At 65.2% G+C, this 21,332-nt stretch carries 20 protein-coding genes; 13 read left to right on the top strand and 7 right to left on the bottom strand.

What is annotated here, in order from left to right; translation table 11 throughout:
- Positions 1-200: 200 nt before the first annotated feature.
- The 6 genes from rsmB (at position 201) to JOD97_RS26460 (ending at position 6,165) form a co-directional block, all read left to right on the top strand.
- Positions 201-1,631: a 16S rRNA (cytosine(967)-C(5))-methyltransferase RsmB gene (rsmB, locus tag JOD97_RS26485; protein ID WP_209725216.1), complete on the top strand. Its 1,431-nt coding sequence runs from the start codon at positions 201-203 to the stop codon at positions 1,629-1,631.
- Positions 1,624-2,268, top strand: a complete 645-nt coding sequence (locus tag JOD97_RS26480; RefSeq protein ID WP_209725215.1) for a DUF4390 domain-containing protein — start codon at positions 1,624-1,626, stop codon at positions 2,266-2,268. Before rsmB ends, JOD97_RS26480 begins: the two co-directional genes overlap by 8 nt.
- The gene (locus JOD97_RS26475) at positions 2,269-4,569 is read left to right on the top strand and encodes an ATP-binding protein (RefSeq protein ID WP_209725213.1); all 2,301 of its coding nucleotides are present in this window, start codon (positions 2,269-2,271) and stop codon (positions 4,567-4,569) included.
- A gap of 69 nt (positions 4,570-4,638) precedes the next feature.
- Entirely contained in the window at positions 4,639-5,352 is a 714-nt protein-coding gene (locus JOD97_RS26470) for a response regulator (protein WP_209725211.1), read from the top strand.
- Between the two features lie 46 nt (positions 5,353-5,398).
- Positions 5,399-5,794, top strand: coding sequence for a GTPase (locus tag JOD97_RS26465; protein WP_373999946.1), 396 nt, complete (start codon positions 5,399-5,401; stop codon positions 5,792-5,794).
- Positions 5,795-5,907: 113 nt separating this feature from the next.
- Positions 5,908-6,165, top strand: a complete 258-nt coding sequence (locus JOD97_RS26460; RefSeq protein WP_020704859.1) for a DUF3567 domain-containing protein — start codon at positions 5,908-5,910, stop codon at positions 6,163-6,165.
- A 64-nt stretch (positions 6,166-6,229) separates the two neighbouring features.
- On the opposite strand, the gene JOD97_RS26455 is transcribed toward JOD97_RS26460, so the two are convergent.
- On the bottom strand, positions 6,230-6,868 hold the full coding sequence (locus JOD97_RS26455; RefSeq protein ID WP_209725207.1) for a DUF1287 domain-containing protein: 639 nt from the start codon (positions 6,866-6,868) through the stop codon (positions 6,230-6,232).
- Between the two features lie 127 nt (positions 6,869-6,995).
- On the opposite strand from JOD97_RS26455, the gene JOD97_RS26450 reads away from it, so the two are divergent.
- Positions 6,996-7,769, top strand: coding sequence for a class II glutamine amidotransferase (locus JOD97_RS26450; protein ID WP_209725205.1), 774 nt, complete (start codon positions 6,996-6,998; stop codon positions 7,767-7,769).
- A gap of 88 nt (positions 7,770-7,857) precedes the next feature.
- Positions 7,858-9,138 carry an EAL and HDOD domain-containing protein gene (locus JOD97_RS26445; RefSeq protein ID WP_209725202.1) on the top strand — a complete coding sequence of 427 codons (1,281 nt, stop codon included), beginning with the start codon at positions 7,858-7,860 and terminating at the stop codon, positions 9,136-9,138.
- A gap of 152 nt (positions 9,139-9,290) precedes the next feature.
- On the opposite strand, the gene JOD97_RS26440 is transcribed toward JOD97_RS26445, so the two are convergent.
- Complete coding sequence (locus tag JOD97_RS26440; RefSeq protein ID WP_209725200.1) at positions 9,291-9,677, bottom strand: SPW repeat protein; 387 nt, start codon at positions 9,675-9,677, stop codon at positions 9,291-9,293.
- A 239-nt stretch (positions 9,678-9,916) separates the two neighbouring features.
- Positions 9,917-13,690, bottom strand: a complete 3,774-nt coding sequence (gene metH / locus JOD97_RS26435; RefSeq protein WP_209725383.1) for a methionine synthase — start codon at positions 13,688-13,690, stop codon at positions 9,917-9,919.
- Positions 13,691-13,948: 258 nt separating this feature from the next.
- On the opposite strand from metH, the gene JOD97_RS26430 reads away from it, so the two are divergent.
- Together JOD97_RS26430 and JOD97_RS26425 are read left to right on the top strand one after the other, a co-directional pair.
- Complete coding sequence (locus JOD97_RS26430) at positions 13,949-14,404, top strand: hypothetical protein (protein WP_209725199.1); 456 nt, start codon at positions 13,949-13,951, stop codon at positions 14,402-14,404.
- Between the two features lie 4 nt (positions 14,405-14,408).
- Positions 14,409-15,317, top strand: a complete 909-nt coding sequence (locus JOD97_RS26425) for a DUF2145 domain-containing protein (protein WP_209725197.1) — start codon at positions 14,409-14,411, stop codon at positions 15,315-15,317.
- Here JOD97_RS26425 and JOD97_RS26420 read toward each other — a convergent pair.
- From JOD97_RS26420 to def, 4 genes are all read right to left on the bottom strand, one after another.
- Complete coding sequence (locus JOD97_RS26420; RefSeq protein WP_209725195.1) at positions 15,314-15,904, bottom strand: 2-hydroxychromene-2-carboxylate isomerase; 591 nt, start codon at positions 15,902-15,904, stop codon at positions 15,314-15,316. The genes JOD97_RS26425 and JOD97_RS26420 overlap by 4 nt on opposite strands.
- Positions 15,905-16,013: 109 nt before the next feature.
- Positions 16,014-16,649, bottom strand: coding sequence for an NAD(P)H-dependent oxidoreductase (locus JOD97_RS26415; RefSeq protein WP_209725193.1), 636 nt, complete (start codon positions 16,647-16,649; stop codon positions 16,014-16,016).
- A 92-nt stretch (positions 16,650-16,741) separates the two neighbouring features.
- The gene (gene fmt / locus JOD97_RS26410) at positions 16,742-17,698 is read right to left on the bottom strand and encodes a methionyl-tRNA formyltransferase (protein ID WP_209725191.1); all 957 of its coding nucleotides are present in this window, start codon (positions 17,696-17,698) and stop codon (positions 16,742-16,744) included.
- 2 nt (positions 17,699-17,700) lie between these two features.
- Positions 17,701-18,243: a peptide deformylase gene (def, locus tag JOD97_RS26405; protein WP_209725189.1), complete on the bottom strand. Its 543-nt coding sequence runs from the start codon at positions 18,241-18,243 to the stop codon at positions 17,701-17,703.
- A gap of 266 nt (positions 18,244-18,509) precedes the next feature.
- Here def and JOD97_RS26400 point away from each other — a divergent pair, with 266 nt between their 5' ends.
- From JOD97_RS26400 to JOD97_RS26390, 3 genes are all read left to right on the top strand, one after another.
- Positions 18,510-19,619: a LysM peptidoglycan-binding domain-containing protein gene (locus JOD97_RS26400; RefSeq protein ID WP_209725187.1), complete on the top strand. Its 1,110-nt coding sequence runs from the start codon at positions 18,510-18,512 to the stop codon at positions 19,617-19,619.
- 8 nt (positions 19,620-19,627) lie between these two features.
- The gene (dprA, locus tag JOD97_RS26395; RefSeq protein WP_373999945.1) at positions 19,628-20,755 is read left to right on the top strand and encodes a DNA-processing protein DprA; all 1,128 of its coding nucleotides are present in this window, start codon (positions 19,628-19,630) and stop codon (positions 20,753-20,755) included.
- An 80-nt stretch (positions 20,756-20,835) separates the two neighbouring features.
- On the top strand, positions 20,836-21,300 hold the full coding sequence (locus tag JOD97_RS26390) for a DUF494 family protein (RefSeq protein WP_209725183.1): 465 nt from the start codon (positions 20,836-20,838) through the stop codon (positions 21,298-21,300).
- Positions 21,301-21,332 lie beyond the last annotated feature (32 nt).

The following is a 21,332-nucleotide window of genomic DNA, read 5'->3' as shown; positions in this document are numbered from 1 at the left end:
CGCTCTGGCACCGGCCAAACAGGGTCCATTATACTGGTTTGCCGGGCACCGGTGACGGTACTCGAGCGCCCCCGCCGGTGCGCGGGCGGGACACGGGCAACCGACATTTACATTCTTGTGGGCGACTTGTCATATGCGCTCCTGTGGCACTACTGTATACTGCGCGATCACGGCTGCCGGCCGCTCTCTGGAATTAGCATATGAACAAGCAGCGCCCGACGCTCTCACTGAAGTCACCCGCCAAGGCGGCAGCGCCCAAGCTGCGCGCCAGCCATGCCCGTGACCTGAAACCGGCGCTGCAAACCAGCTTCCAGACCGGCTTGAAGCCCGATTCGCTCGCTTTCAGCCTGATCGGCGCCGCCCACGCGGTGGCCCAGGTCCGCACCGGCACCAATCTGCCGCAGGCGCTGGCGCAGGTGTGGGCCAAGATCGATGTCAACAACGAGCTGACGCCGCAGGCGCGCGGCGCCATGCAGGACATCGCCTACCGCTGCATGCGCCAGCTGGGCCAGAGCGAGACCCTGATCGGGCTGATGGCGCCCAAGGCGCCGGACCCGCTGGTGGGCGCGCTGCTGGCCTGCGCGCTGGCGCTGATGACGGCGCCCGACGCGGTGCGCCCGTACGAGGAATTCACCGTGGTCGACCAGACCGTGACGGCGGCCGACGCCCATCCGGACACCGCGCGCGCCAAGAACATGGTCAACGCCGTGCTGCGCCGCTTCCTGCGCGAGCGCAAGGCGCTGCTGGAGACGGCGCTGCTGCAGCCGCTGGCCAAGTGGAACTACCCGCAGTGGTGGATCGACGCGGCGCGCGCGGCCTGGCCGCAGGATTGGCAGGCGGTGCTCGAGAGCGGCAACGCCGCGCCGCCGCTCACGTTGCGCGTCAACGTCCGCAAAACCTCGGTGGAACAGTATCTGGCGACCTTGGCGCAGGCCGGCATGGACGCGGCGCAAATCGGCCCGTCGGCCGTGCGGCTGGCCAAGGCGGTCGGCGTGGGGCAGATTCCCGGCTTCGCCGACGGCCTGGTGTCGGTGCAGGACGCCGGCGCCCAGCTGGCCGCGCCGCTGCTCGATGTCCAGGACGGCATGCGCGTGCTCGACGCCTGCGCCGCCCCGGGCGGCAAGACCTGCCACATCCTGGAGCTGGCCGGCGCCGACGCGAATGTCCATGTTACGGCCCTCGACGCCGACCCCAAGCGCCTGGCGCGGGTCGACGAGAATTTGCGGCGCCTGGACCTGAAAGCCGCATTGCAGGCGGCCGAGGCGCAAACGTCGACCTGGTGGGACGGCAAACCGTTCGACCGCATCCTGGCCGACGTGCCGTGCACGGCGTCCGGCATCGTGCGCCGCCACCCGGATATCCGCTGGCTGCGGCGCAAGGGCGACACGCTCCAACTTGCAACACTTTCGGCCAAAATCCTCGACAATCTTTGGCAGATGCTTGCCCCGGGTGGTAAATTGCTATTCGTGACGTGTTCCTTGTGGCCGCAGGAATCGGAGGCGCAGGCGGCCGCTTTCGCCGTGCGCAACAATGCGGCCAGGTTGGACGCGCCCGGTCAATTGCTCCCCGCCGGCGGCTCCGGGCAGGATCACGATGGTTTGTTCTACGCGCTTTTCCAGAAAAATGCGTAAGCGTTTTACCTGTATGTTTGCCGCACCCCCGCGTATTACGCACCTATTGAGCACCGGCCCACACGTGATACAACGATTTTTTCGCCTGCTGATCGGGCCCCTGCTGCTGATACTGGCCTGCGCGCTGCCGCAGGCGGCCAGCGCCGCCGACGGCGTGGAGATCAAGCGGGCCTACGTCGAGGCCACCGACGAGGGCTACCGGCTGTCGGCCAACTACGGCTTCGACCTCAGCCACGGGCTGGAGGACGCGCTGCAGTACGGCGTGGTGCTGTACTTCACCACCAGCATCGAATTTACCCGCCCGCGCTGGTACTGGTTCGACGAGAAGGCCATCGTTGCGCGCCAGACCATCAGCCTGTCGTACAACGTGCTCACGCGCCAGTACCACGTGGCCGTCATCGGCAGCGTGCGGCAAAGCTTTTCCTCGCTCGACGACGCGCTGTTCCTGATACGCCGGCCCAACCGCTGGGTGGTGGCGCCGCGCGGCGCGCTCAAGGTCGGCGAGACCTACAGCGTCAAGCTGAGCATGGGGCTGGACCCGAACTACCTGCCCAAACCGTTCCAGATCAACGCCCTCAACAACAATGAATGGCGCCTGGCGTCCGACAAGAAAACCTTCCTCTACAAGGCCGAGTAAGTGAGCACAGCGCTCCGGTACTTCTTTGTCATAGGCGGCGCGGTGGTCAGCATCCTGCTGTTCCTGCTGGCGTCGGCGTCCGACAATTCCGGCTTTTTCGACCGCTACTACGCCTGGCTGCTGGGCCTGAACGCGGCGGTGGCCGGCGCGCTGCTGCTGCTGGTGGCGGTGTCGCTGTTCCGGCTGTACGCGCGCTACAAGAGCGGCAAGTTCGGCTCCAAGCTGATGACGCGGCTGGTGCTGCTGTTCGCCGCCGTCGGCGTGCTGCCGGGGCTGGTGATCTTCCTGGTGTCGGTGCAGTTCGTCTCCCATTCGATCGAATCGTGGTTCAACGTGCCGGTCGAGGAGGCGCTCGAATCGGGCATCAACCTCAGCCGGGCCGGCCTGGACCGCGCCCTGAACGAGCTGAGCGCGACGGCCGCGCGCACCACGCAGCGGCTCGCCGCCGAGGGCGACGGCACCGAGCGCGTGATCCTGGCGCAGCTGGTCAAGGAGCAGCCGGGCATGCAGAACGCCATCATCGTCGACGCCGAGGGCGGGCTGGTGGTGAGCGCGCGCGCCAGCCGCAGCGGCAACCTGAGCGCCGACCTGCCGACCCGCGAGATGATGGCCAAGGCCAAGAGCGACGACGCCTACGGCGCGCCCGAGGGCGGCAACGAGCTGCGCAGCGACATGATCGACGCCCCCGTCAACGCCCAGGACAGCATCAGCCAGCTGCGCCTGCGGGTGGTGATGGCGATTCCCGACCACGTGCGGCCGAACGGCACGCAGCTGGCGCCGCGCTACCTGCAGCTGATCCAGCTGGCGCCGGCGCAGCTGGCCGCCGACGGTGAGACCATCCGCAGCGCCTATTCGAACTACAAGGAACGCTTCGTGGCCCGCGTCGGCCTGCGCAAGATGTACATCGTCACCCTGACGTTGACCTTGCTGCTGGCCGTGTTCGGCGCCATCGCCAGCGCCTTTTTGATCGCCAGCGACCTGGCGCAGCCGCTGCTGCTGCTGGCCGAGGGCACGCGCGCGGTGGCCGAGGGCGACCTGTCGCCGCGGCCGATCGTCGCCACCTCCGACGAGCTGGGCACGCTGACGCAGTCGTTCAACACGATGACGCGCCAGCTGTCGGACGCCCGCAGCGCTGTCGAGCGCAACCGCGCGGCGCTGCAAAACGCCAAGGCCCACCTGGAATCGGTGCTGGCCAATATGTCGGCCGGGGTGATGGTGCTGGACCACGAATTCCATCTGATCAGCTTTAACGACTCGGTCGAGCGCATCCTGCAGCAGGCCGGCGTGACGATGATCGGGCGCAAGCTCGACGAGGTCGAGGGCATGCAGGAATTCGGCGCCGCCATCGTCGCCGCGTTCGCCGCGCAGAGCGCGCAGTCGGCCGCCGGGCGCAACCTGCAACGCCTGCACTGGCAGCGCCAGATCGAGGTGCCGCGCCGTTCGGCCAGCCTGGACGACAACGACCTGACCCTGCTCACGCGCGGCTCGCGCCTGCCGATCGAGGGCGGCAGCGGCTACCTGGTGGTGTTCGACGACATCTCGGACGTCATCTCGGCGCAGCGCTCGATCGCCTGGGGCGAGGTGGCGCGGCGCCTGGCGCACGAGATCAAGAATCCGCTGACGCCGATCCAGTTGTCTGCCGAACGCCTGCAAATGAAACTTGAGGGTAAGCTGACCTCGCCGGACGTCGAATTGCTCAACAAGGGCACCGCCACCATCGTCAACCAGGTGGCGGCGATGAAGCGCATGGTCGACGATTTCCGCGACTACGCGCGCACGCCGCCGGCGGTGCTGCAACCGCTGGACCTGAACGCGCTGGTCGAGGAGATCCTGCACCTGTACGTCAGCGGCGAGGGCGACGACATCATCCATCCGCAGCTGGCCGCCGGCCTGCCGCTGGTGATGGGCGACGCCACGCAACTGCGCCAGGTGATCCACAACCTGCTGCAGAACGCGCAGGACGCGATGGCCGAGCAGCCGGTGGTCGACGGCGCCGCGCGCCCGCGCATTGACGTCGTCAGCGAAGCGATCCATTATCAGGGTGCGGACGGCGGCACGCGCACGGCGGTGCGGCTGGCGATCATCGACAACGGGCCCGGATTCGCGCCGAAAATCCTGGCGCGCGCGTTCGAGCCGTACGTGACGTCGAAGTCGCGCGGCACTGGCCTGGGCCTGGCGATGGTGAAGAAAATTGTCGACGAGCATGGGGGACGGATCGATATCCAGAATCATGTCGATGGAAGTGGCGCGTCCGTATTGATTTTGCTGTTAAAGTTAGCTCCGACGACGCACAATACCTAAAGTTAATAAACCAAGTTCAATACAAAATCATTGCCGCATCGATGGCGAAAATGAGGAAGGCAAGGGAAGATGGCAAACATTCTGGTGGTGGACGATGAGATGGGTATCCGCGAGTTGCTCTCGGAAATCTTGAGCGATGAGGGACACGCAATACAGCTGGCCGAGAACGCCCAGCAGGCACGCGAAGCGCGCGCCGGCGGCGCGCCGGATCTGGTGCTGCTCGATATCTGGATGCCGGATACCGACGGCGTCACCTTGCTCAAGGAATGGCAGCGCGACGGCTTGCTGACCATGCCGGTGATCATGATGTCCGGCCACGCGACTATCGATACGGCAGTCGAGGCCACGCGCATCGGCGCGCTCAATTTCCTGGAAAAACCGATCGCGCTGCAAAAGCTGCTCAAGGCGGTGCAACAGGGCTTGACGCGGGCACAGGAAACGGTGCGCGCGCCGGCGCTGGCGCCGCGTCCGGTGGCGGCGGTGCAGCAGGAGGAGGCGCCCAGCGTGGGCTTCAACCAGCCCAACCCGGCCGCGGCGATCGCGGTGCGCGGCGGCGCCACCATCGCCGGCGCCGACAACCACATGTTCAACCTGTCGTTCGACCTGCCGCTGCGCGAGGCGCGCGACGCGTTCGAGCGCATGTACTTCGAACACCATCTGGGCCGCGAAGGCGGCAGCATGACGCGCGTGGCGGAAAAAACCGGCCTGGAACGCACCCACCTGTACCGCAAGCTCAAGCAGCTGGGCGTCGAGCCGGGCAAGCTGGCCAAGAAAAACGTCTGAGGCCGTGGCGGTTGTAGACGCGGCCGGCGCCCCCGCGCGGGCGCCGGTGCCGACCTGGCTGGTGACCGGCCCCCGCGCCGGCGCGCGCGAGGCGGCCATCGCGGCGCGCCTCGGCACCGACCTTCCAGCCGGCGCCGCCGGCGCGCCGACCGTCATCATTCTCGAGGGCTTGTCGGACGGTGGTTCGGCGCTCGCTTTCGACCCCGCCGACGGTCCCGTCGATGTTGCTCCTATTCCACAAGTGTTGCGAATTGCCCCTGGATGTCTCCATTGCACCGGTAATCTCGTTTTGCGAGTAACATTGAACCGTGTGCTGCGTCGGCCTCCGGCGCGGCTCTACATCAGTCTGGCTACTGCTGAACACCTCGAACTGCTGCGTGCATGGCTGTCCGAGGCCCCGTACGGCGACTTGCTGGACTTGCAATCCGACATCGCGGCCTAAGCCCTGCCTGCAGATCGGGTCCTGTTCTTTAGACTTGAATCGTCCACTTTAAACCCCATGTGGGTAGTGAAGTGAAACCGAGCAGTGTTTCGCCCCTGGAGAAAGGAAGCAAAATGAACCTCATCTATAACAGCGAGCAATACAGCGTTGTCGAATTCGGCGCGGATCGTACTCTGGATGCGTTGCGTTTTGGCGGCTATGAAATCGTCGACAAAGGCGGCAAACGGGAGATTTTTATCAATGGCATCCTGGCACAGAATTTCCGCCGCGACGTCAACGAATTGATCGCCGGCGAGCCGACCATGGCCGAGATTGATGAATTCTTGGGCAGTTATGACGAACTCATGAGTCATCCGGTGTTGTTGCACTAACAAAATCTTGCGTTTGTAGCACGAGGGGGATGGTCGGCGTTGCCGGCCGTCCCCCTCGGCATTTCTACCTTGGCCGGTCCGCTTCCGTCCGTGGATGCCAGCGGTAGTGTCCCGTGATGGGATAGGCGAACAGCATGTTTTCCTCCCTGGCGCCGGCGCCGATGTTGTGGATGATCAGCGGCACGCCATCGCCCGAGAATTTGTCGGACACGATGCCGATGTGGGTCAGGTCGTGCGGCAGGCGCCACGTGACGATGTCGCCGGGGAGGTAGGCTTTCGCCTCCGGGCTGGCCGGCAGCGCCGTGCCGTGGCGGGCGAAAAAGGTCGCCAGGTTGGGCACCCGCCGGTGATCGATATTCGGATCGGGGGCCTTCAATTGCCAGCGCGCCTGGTGGGTATAGGCGCCCCACGCCTTTTTCATATCCTGATGCACCAGCGCTTGCAGGTCGAGATCCAATTTTCGATAGGCCCGCACCACGACGTCGGTGCACACGCCGCGCTCGATCGGCACGTCGCCGTTGGGGTAGGCGAGGCGCCGGTAGGCCGGATCGTAGGTCAAGGTCACGCCGACCTGGCTGCGGGCGGCCTCGACCAGGGCTTGCGGGGTTTTTGCTGCGCGCGGCGTTGCAGGCTGCAAGGCGGGTTGCGCGGTGGACGCCGTCGCCAGCAGCGCCAGCAGCAGGGTGGATAGTGTTTTGCGCATTGGTGGCGATCGGGAGTGGCAATATTATCAATAGGTTAATCCGGTCTTCGGCCGCTGTCATTGGTTTTTCTCCGCTAGCTGTTATATTGTTCGTTGCATCGTCCACTGCGGGAAGAGAAAAGAAATAATGTGTCAGCTACTCGGCATGAACTGCAATGTCCCGACCGACATCGTGTTCAGTTTTACAGGCTTCGCCATGCGCGGCGGCCACACCGATACCCACCACGACGGCTGGGGCATCGCGTTTTTCGAGGGCGTCGGCGTGCGCCACTTCGTCGATCACCAGGCCGCGATCGCCTCGCCCATCGCCGAATTGATCAAGCGTTATCCGATCAAGTCCACCAATGTCATCGCGCATATCCGCAAGGCGACGCAGGGCCGGGTCGCGCTGGAGAATTGCCACCCCTTCGTGCGCGAGCTGTGGGGCCAATATTGGGTGTTCGCCCATAACGGCGACCTCAAGGAGTTCCATCCGCTGCTGAACGGCGCCTTCCGCCCGGTCGGCAACACCGACAGCGAGCGGGCCTTCTGCTATATTTTGCAGCAGTTGCGCGCCCGGTTCGGCGAGCAGCGGCCGGCGTTGGCGGAATTGCGCGCCGTGCTGGGCGTGCTGGTGGCTGAAATCGCCGCCCACGGCACCTTTAATATGTTGTTGTCGTCCGGCGGCGAGCTGTTCGCCCATTGCTCGACCAATCTGTTTTATCTGGTGCGCAAATATCCGTTCGACACCGCCAGGCTGTCCGACGAGGATGTCAGCGTCGATTTTTCCGAGGTGACAACGCCCAATGATCGGGTGGCAATTATCGTTACCCAGCCACTAACGACCAATGAACAATGGACAGCATTTGCCAGTGGCGAGCTGAAGCTTTTTATCGACGGTGTGCCACAAGCGAATGATTGAACGCTAAATTGTCAAGACAGGCGGGATTATTGCTGTCAAAATCTTAGTACAGCGAAATATTCGCTCCCTGACAGGAATGGCAGAAGCAATGATCGATCTCTCCCTCCACGACGCCGGACCGCGCGATCTGCGCGTGCGCGAATTCTATCTGGGACGCCAGCCCATCCTCGACCGTAATCAAAACCTGTTCGGCTACGAGTTACTTTTTCGTAATTCGCCGGTCGGGCCGGCGCATATCACCACCGAGCTGTCGGCGACGGCGGCGGTGATCGCCCACGCGTCGCAGCTGGGGATGGAGCGGACGGTCGGCGACGCGCTTGGTTTCGTCAATGTCGACGCCGACGTCATCATGACCGACATTTTTTCTTTCCTGCCACGGGAGAGGATGGTGCTCGAGCTGTGCGCCACCGTGCCGGCCACGCCGCAATTGCTGGGGCGCGTGGCGGAACTGGCCGGCCACGGCTTCCGCTTCGCGCTGGCCGACGTGTCCGGCGAGAACGACACCGTCGCGGCGCTGGTGCCGTGGATCGAATACGTCAAGATGGACATGCGCAACACGCCGCTGTCGGCCTTGATGAAGCTGGCGCCGCGCTTCCGCCAGCAGAGAAAGAAACTGGTGGCCGAAAAGGTCGAGACGCGCGAGGAATTCAAGAACGCGCTGGACCTGGAGTTCGATTATTTCCAGGGGTATTACTTCTCGCGGCCGGTGATCATGAGCGGCAAGAAGCTGTCGCCGTCGCAACTGGCGGTGATGGAGCTGATGACGCTGGTCACATCGGATGCCGACAATATCGAGATCGAACGCGCTATCAAGCGTGACGTGTCGCTGGCGCTCAACCTGCTGCGGCTGGTGAACACACCGGCCGTCGGCGCGCGCCAGCGCATCGATTCGCTGAGCCAGGCGGTGACCTTGCTGGGCCGGCGCCAGTTGCAGCGCTGGCTGCAGATCATGCTGTACGCCGAGCCGAGCAAGCGCGGCCACAGCATGACGCCGTTGCTGATGCTGGCAACCACGCGCGGGCGGTTGCTGGAACTGCTGGCCGGCAAGCTGCGGCCGAGCCAGCGCCACGTCGCCGACATCGCCTTCACGGTTGGCATCATGTCGCTGATGGACACCTTGTTCGGCATGCCGATGGCGGAGATCCTGGCGCAGATCCCGGTCAACGACGACGTCTCGGACGCGCTGCTGCACCGCGGCGGCTTCCACGGCGACCTGCTCAAGTTGGCCGAATGCATCGAGCGCATCGAGGAGATGGACGAGCAAATCGTCCCGGCGCTGCGCAACCTGGCGATGTCCACCGATGAACTGGTGGAGCTGGAACTGGCCGCCTTCGAATGGAGCGACAACGTCGTGCGCTACGCGCTGTGATGGCGATGATGCCACGCGACCTTCGAAAATCCGGGGACCTTTGAAAATCCGGTGACCTTCGAAAATCCGGGGATCACGTAGGGCGGATTAGCGCAGCGTAATCCGCCATGCATGCGCCGCCAGCGGCGCATGCATGAACCCCGCGCCACGATTCAAGTGGCATGCCCGGCCCCCGGCCAATGCTTGACCAGCTCCGGATCGGTGCGCATCTCCCACAGCGCCAGCACGGCCACCGCGACGCCGACGATCACCGAATTCCACGTCAACTCGACATTGGCCGCCAGCCCCAGCACCCATGGCGACACCGCCACCCATATCCCCAGCAGCAGGTTGAGCATGACGGCCCAGAAGTAGGTCTTGTACAGATCGAACGCCGCTAGCAGCGCGATCACCGCGCCCGAGATGAACGCGGTCCACGCCTGCACCGACGGGACCGGATAGCCAAACACCCAGGGCGTAATAAAGAACCACAGGCCCAATAACAGGATCAGCTGGTCCTGCCAGCGCTTGGCGGATGTATTGGATGAGTTAGTTGCCATATCGTCCTCCCTAGTATGCCGCGTGATGGCGGCGTACTTGGTTAGGCCTTCGGCGTTCTTAAAAGTTCAAGGGACCTGCGGCCAGCTAAATTTGACGATAAATCACGTAGGGCGGATTAGCGAAGCGTAATCGGCCATGCATGCGCCACGTTAGCGCATGCATGGCCGATTACGGCGTTCCGCCTAATCCGCCCTACGTGGTTTAGACGTGGTTTAGACGTGGTTCTGATCGCCTTCGATCAGGACAGGTTCGGCGCCAGCCAGCGTTCCAGCTCGGCCTTGTCGACGTGGCGGCGCGCGGCCATGTCGGCCAGCTGGTCGTCGCCGATTTTGCCGACCACGAAGTACTTCGATTCCGGATGCGCGAAGTAGAAACCGGACACGGCCGCGCCCGGATACATGGCGAACGATTCGGTCAGCTCCATGCCGATCTCGCCGGCCTGCATGGTCTTGAACATGTCGCGCTTGACCGTGTGCTCCGGGCAGGCCGGGTAGCCCGGCGCCGGACGGATGCCGGCGTACTTCTCGGCGATCATGTCGTCGTTGCTCAGCTCCTCGTCGGCCGCGTAGCCCCACAGGTCCTTGCGCACGCGCTCGTGCATGTATTCGGCGAAGGCTTCGGCCAGGCGGTCGGCCAGCGACTTGAGCATGATCGACGAGTAGTCGTCGTGCGCGTCCTCGAAGCGCTTCTCGTACTTCTCGATGCCCAGGCCGGCGGTGACGGCGAACATGCCGATGTAATCCTTCACGCCGGATTCCTTCGGCGCGATGAAGTCGGACAGGCACTGGTTCGGCCGCTGCACGCCGTCGACCACCGGCTTGACGCCCTGCTGGCGCAGGCCGTAATACGTGAAGTCGACCGTGCTGCGCGTGTCGTCGGTGTAGATTTCGATGTCGTCGTCGTTGACGGTGTTGGCCGGCAGCAGCGAGATGACGCCGTTGGCGGTCAGCCAGCGGCCGTCGATGACTTTCTTGAGCAGCGCCTGCCCTTCCTCGAACACCTTGGCGGCCGCCTCGCCGACCACCTCGTCGGTCAGGATGGCGGGGAACGGACCGGCCAGGTCCCAGGTCTGGAAGAACGGCCCCCAGTCGATGTAGCGCGCGATGGTGGCCAGGTCGACGTTCTTGAATTCGCGGCGGCCGATGAACTTCGGCTTGACCGGGGCGCCGGCGCCCTCGAAGGATAGCTTCATCTTGTTGGCGCGCGCGTCCTTCAGCGACAGCATCGGCAGCGCCTTCTTGTTGGCGTGCTGCTCGCGGATGCGCACGTAGTCCTCGGCGATGTCGTCGATGTACTGCTGGCGGCTTTCGGGCGTCAGCAGCGACTGCGCCACCGACACCGAGCGCGAGGCGTCCGGAACGTACACCACCGGGCCCTCGTAGTTGTGGGCGATCTTGACGGCGGTGTGGGCGCGGCTGGTGGTGGCGCCGCCGATCAGCAGCGGGATCTTGAGCATGCGGAAATGCTCGTCGCGCTGCATCTCTTTCGCCACGTAGGCCATCTCCTCGAGCGATGGCGTGATCAGGCCGGACAGGCCGATGATGTCGGCGTTTTCCAGCTTGGCGCGCGCCAGGATCTCGGAGCAGGGCACCATCACGCCCATGTTGACGACCTCGAAGTTATTACACTGCAGGACCACCGAGACGATGTTCTTGCCGATGTCGTGGACGTCGCCCTTGACGGTGGCGATGACGATCTTGCCCTTCGGTTTGGCGACGATGCCGGTGCGCTTTTCCTCGGCCAGCTTTTCCTCTTCGATGTACGGAATCAGGTGGGCCACGGCCTGCTTCATCACGCGCGCCGACTTGACCACCTGCGGCAGGAACATCTTGCCCTGTCCGAACAGGTCGCCGACGATGTTCATGCCGTCCATCAGCGGGCCCTCGATCACGTGGATCGGACGGCCGTTGGCGGCCAACACTTGCTGGCGCATCTCCTCGGTGTCGTCGGTGATGAACTGGGTGATGCCGTGCACCAGCGCGTGCGCCAGGCGCTTCTCGACCGGGGCGTTGCGCCATTCGAGGTTCTGCGCGTCCTGCTTGCCGGCGCCGGCCTTCAAGGTGCCGGCGATGTCGATCATGCGCTCGGTGGCGTCGTCGCGGCGGTTCAGCACCACGTCCTCGACGCGCTCGCGCAGCTCGGCCGGCAGGTCGTCATAGACGCCGACCATGCCGGCGTTGACGATCCCCATCGTCATGCCGGCCTTGATGGCGTGGTACAGGAACACCGTGTGGATCGCCTCGCGCGCCGGGTCGTTGCCGCGGAACGAGAACGAGACGTTGGAGACGCCGCCCGAGATCTTCGCGTGCGGCAGGTTCTCCTTGATCCAGCGGGTGGCGTTGATGAAGTCCACCGCGTAGTTGTTGTGCTCTTCGATGCCGGTGGCGATGGCGAAGATGTTGGGGTCGAAGATGATGTCTTCCGGCGGGAAGCCGACCGTGTTGACCAGCAGTTTGTAGGCGCGCTCGCAGATTTCGATCTTGCGCTCGAAGGTGTCGGCCTGGCCTTTCTCGTCGAAGGCCATGACGATGACGGCGGCGCCGTAGCTCAGGCACAGGCGCGCCTGGCGGATGAATTCCTCCTCGCCTGCCTTCATCGAGATCGAGTTGACGATCGATTTGCCCTGCACGCATTTGAGGCCGGCCTCGATCACCGACCACTTCGACGAGTCGATCATGATCGGCACGCGCGAGATGTCCGGCTCCGACGCGATCAGGTTCAGGAAGCGCGTCATCGCCGCCTGCGAGTCGAGCATCGCCTCGTCCATGTTGATGTCGATGACCTGGGCGCCGTTTTCCACCTGCTGGCGCGCCACCGACAACGCCTCGTCGTACTGCTCGTTCAAAATCATGCGCGCGAACGCCTTCGAGCCGGTGACGTTGGTGCGCTCGCCGACGTTGACGAACAGCGAGCTGTCGTCGATCGTGAACGGCTCCAGGCCCGACAGGCGTTGCGCCACCGGCACTTGCGGCACGGCGCGCGGCGTGGTGGTGGCGAGCATCTCGCCGATCGCCTTGATGTGGTCCGGCGTGGTGCCGCAGCAGCCGCCGGCGATGTTGACGAAGCCGGCGTCGGCGAATTCGCGCAGCAGCGCCGAGGTGTCGGCCGGCAGCTCGTCGAAGCCGGTGTCGCTCATCGGGTTGGGCAGGCCGGCGTTCGGGTAGATGCAGACGAAGGTGTCGGCGATCTGCGACAGCTCCTGCGCGTAGGGGCGCATCAGCGCCGCGCCCAGCGCGCAATTGAGGCCGATCGTCAGCGGCTTGGCGTGGCGCACCGAGTTCCAGAAGGCCGGCACGGTCTGGCCGGACAGGATGCGGCCGGAGGCGTCGGTAACGGTGCCGGAGATCATCAGCGGCAGGCGCGGCAGGCCCGGGTTCGCGGCGTAGAATTTGTCGATCGCGAACAGCGCGGCCTTGCAGTTCAAGGTGTCGAAGATGGTTTCGACCAGCAGCACGTCGACGCCGCCTTCGACCAGCGCCTTGGTTTGTTCGTGGTAGGCCTCGACCAACTGGTCGAAGGTGATGTTGCGCGCGGCCGGGTCGTTGACGTCCGGCGAGATCGATGCGGTCTTCGGCGTCGGCCCGAGCGCGCCGGCGACGAAGCGCGGCTTGTCGGCGCTGCTGTACTTGTCGCACGCGGCGCGCGCCAGCTTGGCCGCCTGCAGGTTCATCTCGTAGGCCAGGTGGGCCATGTGATAGTCGTCCTGGGCGATCGTGGTGGCGCCGAAGGTGTTGGTTTCGATCAGGTCGGCGCCGGCGGCCAGATAGCGCTCGTGGATCTCCTGGATCACGTGCGGCTGCGTCAACGTCAGCAGTTCGTTGTTGCCTTTGACGAACAGCTCGCGCGCGCCGCTGTCGGCGGGGGCGGCGAAGTCGATGAAGCGCCCGGCCGGGCCGCCGCGGTAGGCCGTCTCGTCGAGCTTGTACTGCTGGATGATCGTGCCCATCGCGCCATCGAGGATCATGATGCGGCGCGCCAGGATCTCGCGCAGTTGGGCATCGGTCTTGGACATGACGGTATGGGACACGGAGTTGTTCATTTAGTACTTTCTTTGATCGGAGGGCGCGGCGGACTGAAGCGGTCGCCGGTCTAAAATTATACGGCATCCCTGAATAAGCTTCAGGCGGCCGCTGCATCGCAGCAACAGAAATTTGGTTGACAAGCTTTATTGATTGCTCAATACTGTACATGTTGGTTTGCTTTTGAATTTTTGCTCTGCCTGCGCGGGGAAGCATTTATACTTCCTGTTCGCAAAATAAAGGAATTCCAGATGTCCATCTCCATCGCACTTCGCTGCATCGCCGCCGCCGGCGCCTTGACCCTGGCGCTGGGCGCCAACGCCGAGAGTTTCGCCTCGTCGGCCTCCAGCGCCGGTTCGGCGTCGAGCGGCAGCGTGTCCGATTCGCTGTCCGGTTCCAGCGACAGCTCCAGGCGCGACCGCAAGGTGGCCGATGGCGATTACCGCATCATCCAGATCGCGCAGACGCCGGACCGCGCCGGCCGCACTCGCCTGACGCTGCAAGCCGACGATCCCGATGAGCGCATTGTGCTGGACATGCCGCAGGCGACGTTCGAGCAGCAGCAACTTGCCGCCGGCGACAAGATGTACGCGCAAAACCGCGTCTACGGCATCGAGTTCGGTCGCGGCGATACGCGCCAGCCGTTCTATCTGGTCCTGGCTGACGAGTGGTATAGCGAACTGGCTTCGCGTCCTGTCACGCTGTAATCGGTTGAAGATTCCGCGCGCGCTGGCGCCGCTGCTGCTGGCGTGCGTCGTGTCCGGCGCCGCGCATGCCGGCGCTTCCACATCCTCGCGTTTCTGCGACCGCGCGCAGCCGCTGACGGCGGCCGAGCAGGATCGCCTGCTGCGCTTCGCCGGCGTGCTGCGCGAGGAGCTGGCCGGCGCCGGCGACGGCGTGGTGCTGGTCAGCCGCTCCGGCCTGGACTTGTCGCGCTTCGGCATCCGCTATTCGCACGCCGCGCTGGCGTGGCGGTCGGAGGAGGGCGTGTGGTCGGCGCGCCAGTTGTATTACGCCTGCGACGAAAGCCGTCCGCGTATTTTCGATCAGGGCCTGGCCGGTTTCGCAATGGGCACCGACGATCCCAAAGTGGGTTACCTGAGCATCGTGCGGCTGCCGCCGGCATCGGTGCTGGCCTTGCGTCCGGCCTTGCTGGACCGGCCGCGCGTGCAGCACATGCTGGCCGCCCGGTACAGCGCCAACGCCTACGCGTACGGCACGCGCTATCAGAACTGTAATCAATGGGTGATGGAGATGCTGGCCGCCGGCTGGGGCGATCTGGCCGACGGCGACGACCTGCGCGAACGCGCGCAAGACTGGCTGCGCGGGCAGCGCTATGCGCCGCAGCCGGTCGACGTCGATTCGCGCCTGTTGATGCTGGCGTCGTATTTCGTGCCGCTGGTGCATTTGAACGATCATCCGGAACAGGATGTGGCGGAGATGAAGCTGCGCGTCAGCCTGCCGTCGACGATCGAGGCGTTTGTGCGCGAGCGCTTCCCGGCCAGCGAGCGGGTGGAGTTGTGCCATGACGAGCGGCGGGTGGTTGTCCACCGGGGCTGGACCCCGGTCGCCGCCGGCTGCGTGCCGGGCGAGGGCGATCGCGTGGTGCCGCTGGATTAGGCGGGCGCGGCGCCCTGGGCGTAGGCGAGGGCGTCGTCGAGGCGGTCGTTCCCCCAGAACATCGCCTGGCCCACCATGAAGGTCGGGGCGCCGAAGATGTGCAGCGCCTTGACTTGTTCGGTGCGCGCGCGCAGCCGGGCTTTGTTGTCGTCGGCTTGGGCGGCGCGCAGGATGGCGTCGGCGTCCCGGCCCAGCGCGGAGAGGATTTCGCCGATGTTTTCGGCGCTGGCGATGTCGCGGTCTTCGGCGAAGTTGGCCAGCATGACGCGCTCGCAAAAATCCGCCATCCATGGCTGCCCTTCACACAGGATGCCGACGCGCGCGGCCAGCAGCGAGTTGCGCGGGAATTCGCTTGGTTGGCGCCACGGCAGGCCGTATTTGGCGCACTGGCGCGGCATGTCCTGCCAGACGTAGGCGCCTTTGTCTTTTTGCAGCACGAAGGGGGAGTTGTTCCAGCCGGCGTCCTTGAAGATGGGGCCGAGCAGGAAGGGGCGCCAGGTCACGCCGTTCGGCGCCAGCTGGCGCATGCGCATCACGCTCAGGTAGCTGTAGTTGCTGGCGAAGTCGAACCAGAATTCGATCGGCATACAATTTCTCCCTTGTTGCGGCTAGTGCGGCGCATGCATGGCGGATTACGGCGTTCCGCCTAATCCGCCCTACGTGTCTCCGTGGTATACCGGATTTCGGTGGTATGGGTTACAACGTTGTGACCAGCTGTTCGCGCGGACGGCGCACCTTCTTCAGATTGACCAGCCAGTCGCCTTCCGGTTCCCGGTAGCCGATCGGCAGAATGACGACGCTGCGCAGATCGCGCTCTTTCAGCGACAGGATATTGTCGACGGCGGCCGGATCGAAGCCTTCCATCGGCGTGGCGTCGACGCCTTCCAGCGCGGCGGCGACCAGCGCCACGCCCAGCGCGATGTACGCCTGGCGGGCGGCCGAGTCGAAATTGCCCGACTGGCCGCGCGCGGCGACGATGCCTTTCAATTTCTTGCGGTAGGCTTCCCAGCCCTCGTTGACCATGCCGCGCTGCTCATTGGTCATGTCGAACATCATGTCGATGCGTTCTTCGGTGATGTCGTCCCAGGCCGCGAACACCAGCAGGTGCGACGCTTCGGTCACCTGCGGCTGGCCCCATGCCACTTCGCGGATCTTGGCGCGCAGTTCGGGGTTTTCGACGACGAATACCTCGAACGGCTGCAGGCCGCTGGAGGTCGGGGCCAGGCGCACCGCTTCCAGGATGCGCTCCAGCTTCTCGTTGTCCACTTTTTTGGAGGGATTGTATTTCTTGGTGGCGTAGCGCCAGTGCAGTTTGTCGATCAGATCGGTCATGTAGGGCTCCAGTCAAAAGTGCTTCCAGGCGATGCTGGAAGCGGGGAACCATCATAACGTGCAATTTAAGAGCTTGCTTGAAGCGGACCGACTTACTCGAAAGTAAGGTTCTCCAGCGGAAAACCCTTGAGGAACTCGGCGGCCGGCAGGCGCTTGCCGCCCGGCTTTTGCAGTTCCGTCAGGCGCAGCGCGCCGGTGCCGCACGCGACCACGATGCCGTGTTGCGCGTCGGCCGCCAGCACTTTGCCGGCCGGCGTGTTGCTGTCGGCTTCCACCACCTCGGCGCCCCACAGCTTGATGTTGACGCCGTTGACGGTGGCGTGCGCGCCGGGGAAGGGATTGAAGGCGCGGATCTTGCGGCCGATCTCGACGGCTGGGCGGCTGAAGTCCAGCGCCGCCTCCTCCTTGCTGATCTTGGCGGCGTAGGTGACGCCCTGGTCCGGCTGCGGCACCGCTTCGAGCTGGTTGTGCTCCAACTTGCGCAGCGCCTCGACGATCATCCGGCCGCCCAGCGCGGCGAGCTTGTCGTGCAGCACGCCGGTGGTGTCTTGCGCGCCGATGGCGACGCGTTCGATCAGCAGCATCGGGCCGGTGTCCAGGCCTTCCTCCATCTCCATGATGGTGATGCCGGTGTCGGCGTCGCCGGCCTCGATGGCGCGGTGGATCGGCGCGGCGCCGCGCCAGCGCGGCAGCAGCGAGCCGTGGATGTTGAGGCAGGGCTTGATGTCGAGCGTGCTGCGCGGCAGGATCAGGCCGTAGGCGGCCACCACCATCACGTCGTACGGCGTCGACAGCAGGCGCGCGTGGGCGGCCAGCGCCTGCTCGGCGCGCTGCGGGTCCTTGCTGTCGGTGCGCAGCGACAGCGGCTGCAGCACCTCGATGCCGTGCGCCACCGCGTATTGCTTGACGGCCGACGGCTGCAGGTGCATGCCGCGGCCGGCGGGGCGGTCGGGCTGGGTCAGCACCAGCGGGATGTCAAAGCCGGCTTCGTGCAGCGATTGCAGCGCCACGGCGGCAAATTCCGGCGTGCCGGCGAAGATCACTTTCATGGTCAGTACCGGCGGCCCTGGGCGCGCAGCTGCGCTTCGCGCTCGAGGCCGCGCTCTTCCTTGATCAGCTTGGTCTTGATGCGGTTGCGCTTGAGCGGCGACAGGTATTCGACGAAGACCTTGCCCAGCAGGTGGTCCATCTCGTGCTGGATGCAGACGGCCAGCAGGCCGTCGGCCTCGACCTCGAACGGCTGGCCCTTGACGTCGAGCGCGCGCACCTTGATGCGGGCGTGGCGTTCGACGCCGTCGTAGATGCCCGGCACCGACAGGCAGCCTTCGTCGTAGATTTGCTTCTCGTCGCTGGCCCAGATGATTTCCGGGTTGATGTAGGCCACCAGCGCGTCCTTGGTCTCGGTGATGTCGATGACCACCAGTTGCTCGTGCACGTCGACCTGCGAGGCGGCCAGGCCGATGCCGGGCGCGTCGTACATGGTTTCGGCCATGTCGGCGACCAGTTGCTCCAGGCGCTCGTCGAAGACGGTCACTGGCTTGGCGACCTTGTGCAGGCGCGGATCGGGGTAACGCAAAATATTTAAGATGGCCATGTCTGTACTGTGTTGATAACTATGTGATTGCCTTGATAACGCGCGGTCCGAAACGACGGGGGCCGCGGCGATTTTCTCCACCAAAAATGCAACAGCCGCGCCGGTTGTCGTAGCGCGGTTTCGCTTGCTAGTTCAGGGTTTTATGGGCAGAATTTGATTCAAATTAGCAACCTTATCCTCTGATAAGGACACTGCTTGCTGTTGTGTGCCTAGGGCGGGTCGCCGCCCGGTGAGGCGCATCGACTGGCGCATCCACCGGACCTACTATGAAAAATTTTAGCACAGTCGGCACCCGCTTAGTATTGGCCGCGCTTTTTTGCGGCGCGGCGGCGGCGCCGGCGGCCCGGGCGGCGGCCGCGTCGAAGTGCGAGTTCCGGGCCGACGCGCCGGACCAGCATCTGGTGGTGCGCGGCGATACGCTGTGGGATATTTCCGGCCGCTTCCTGCAACAGCCGTGGTGCTGGCCCACCGTGTGGGGCATGAACCGCGAGCAGATCGCCAATCCGCACTGGATCTATCCGGGCCAGGTCATCTGGTTCGACCGCGCCGCCGGGCGCCTGCGCCTGGGCAACCGGATCGAGGCCAACGGCGGCGTCAACGATCCCGCCACCGAGCGCCGCTCGCCCCGCTTGCGCACCGAGGGCCTGGGCAAGGACGCGGTGCCGTCGATCCCCGCCGGCGTCATCGAGCCGTTCCTGAGCCAGCCGCTGATCATCGAGAACGACGAGCTCAAGGGCGCGCCGCGCGTGGTCGCCACGCAGGACGACCATGTGTTCATCGGCAAGGGCGACAAGGCCTACGTGCGGGGCGAACTCAATGGCAATACCTCGTTCCAGGTGTTCCGGCCCGGCAATCCGCTGCGCGACCCGGTGACGAAAGAGGTGATCGGCCATGAAGCGTTTTATCTGGGCACGCTCAAGCTGCAGGCCGAGGCCCGGGGCGGCGACGTGCACACCTTCGTCGTCGCCAGCGCCAAGGAGGAGATGGGCAAAGGCGACCAGCTGCGCGCCATTCCGCCGACGCCGATGCAAAACTACGTGCCGCATCCGCCCGGGCAACCGGTGGACGCGCGCGTGATGGCCATCTACGGCGGCGTCACGCACGCCGGCCAGAACCAGGTGGTCAGTATTAATCGCGGAAAGCTTGACGGACTCGATGTCGGCGCCGTGCTGCAGCTGTACCATGCCGGGAGAACTGTGAGCGATTCCACCGCGCCCAAGGGCTGGCTGGGGATGAGCGAACAGCGGGTCAGGCTGCCGGACGAGGAAGTGGGCAACCTGTTTATCTTCCGCGTGTTTAAGCATATTTCGTACGGCTTGATCATGCAGGTGACGGCGCCGGTGGAAGTGGGCGACGTCGCCAAGTCGCCGGAGTGAGCCGCGCCGTGCAAGCCACGGAAACCCCCAACCCACCCACGGCGTCCGCGCTGGCCGCGTGGCTGCGCCTGGAGCAAACCGACGGCGTCGGCCTGCTCAGCGCGCACCGGCTGCTGCGCGCGCTCGGCTCGCCGCAGGCCGTCTTCGAGGCCGGCCGCGAGCAATTGCTGGCGCTGGTCAAACCGGGCCAGGCCGACGCCTTGCTGCGCCCGCTCGACGCCGCCGCGGCCGCCGCGCTGGCGGCGCGGGCCGAGGCGGTGCTGGCCTGGCGCGAATTGCCGGGCAACCTGTTCCTCACCCTCGACCATCCCGCTTATCCGCCCAGCCTGCGCGAGATCGACGCCGCGCCGCTGATGCTGTACGTCAAGGGCCGCGCCGAGTTGCTCACGCGTAAATCGCTGGCGGTGGTCGGCTCGCGCAACGCCAGCGCCCAGGGCATGCACAACGCCGAACGGATGGCGCAGGCGCTGTCGGAGGCCGGCTTGACCATCGTCTCCGGCCTGGCGCTGGGCATCGACGCGGCCGCGCACGCGGGCGGCTTGCGCGGCGACGGCTCGACCCTGGCCGTGATCGGCACCGGCGCCGACCGCATCTATCCCGCCGGCAACGATAAACTCGCGCGCCGCATCGCCGAGGACGGGTGTATCGTCAGCGAATACGGGCTGGGCACGCCTCCGCTGCGCGACAACTTTCCGCGCCGCAATCGCGTCATCAGCGGGCTGGTGCGCGGGGTGCTGGTGGTGGAGGCGGCCGCCAAGTCCGGCTCGCTGATCACGGCGCGGCTGGCCGTGTCGCAGGGGCGCGACGTGTACGCGATGCCGGGCTCGGTCCACGCGGCGCTGGCCAAGGGGTGCCACCGCTTGATCCGCGAGGGCGCCAAGCTGGTCGAGACCGCCGCCGACGTGCTGGAGGATATGCACATGCTGGCCGAGGGCATGGCCGCGCGGCCGCTGATCGACGACACCTTCGTCGACCGCGTGCTCGACGCCATCGGCGACCATCCGGCGCGCGCCGACACGCTGGCCGCCGCGCTGGGGCAGTCGGCCGCCGAGCTGCAGGGGCAGCTGCTGGCGCTGGAACTGGCCGGCCTGCTGGAGCGTTTGCCGGGCGGAATGTTCCAACGCTTGCGCGTCTGAGCAGGGGATGAAACTGGCAAACTGCTAGGCAAGCTGTGCGGTACTTGTGTCCGATCTGTTTTAACTGATAGAGTAGAGCCATGTTCGACATCCTTGTTTATCTCTACGAGACTTATTACCGTCCCGATGCCTGCCCGGAACCGGCCGCATTGGCCAAGAAGCTGTCGGCTGTCGGGTTTGACGATGTCGAGATTTCCGAGGCCCTGGTGTGGCTCAACGACCTGACTGCCATGGCCGGCGTCGAACATTCGTTGACGGCCGCCTCGACCGGCACCCGCTTCTACGTCGAGGAAGAGCAGGACGTGCTCGGCACGGCCGCGATCGGCTTCATCCAGTTCCTCGAATCGGCCAAGGTGTTGTCCCCGCTGCAACGTGAAATCGTTGTCGAGCGGGCGCTGGCGCTGGAGGAGGCGCCCGTCACCTTGGGCAAGCTCAAGGTCATCGTGCTGATGTTGCTCTGGAGCCAGGGCAAGGAGCCGGACGCGCTGATGTTCGACGACCTGTTCGGCTCGGACGAGGACCAGGCGCCGCGCCTGCTGCACTAATCAAGAACCGCCGGCGCGCCCACGGGCGGCCC

Source organism: Duganella sp. 1411, assembly GCF_017833525.1.
GTDB lineage: Bacteria > Pseudomonadota > Gammaproteobacteria > Burkholderiales > Burkholderiaceae_D > Rugamonas.
The sequence above is the reverse complement of the archived record's forward strand: the minus strand, read 5'-3'. Positions and strand labels throughout refer to the sequence as shown.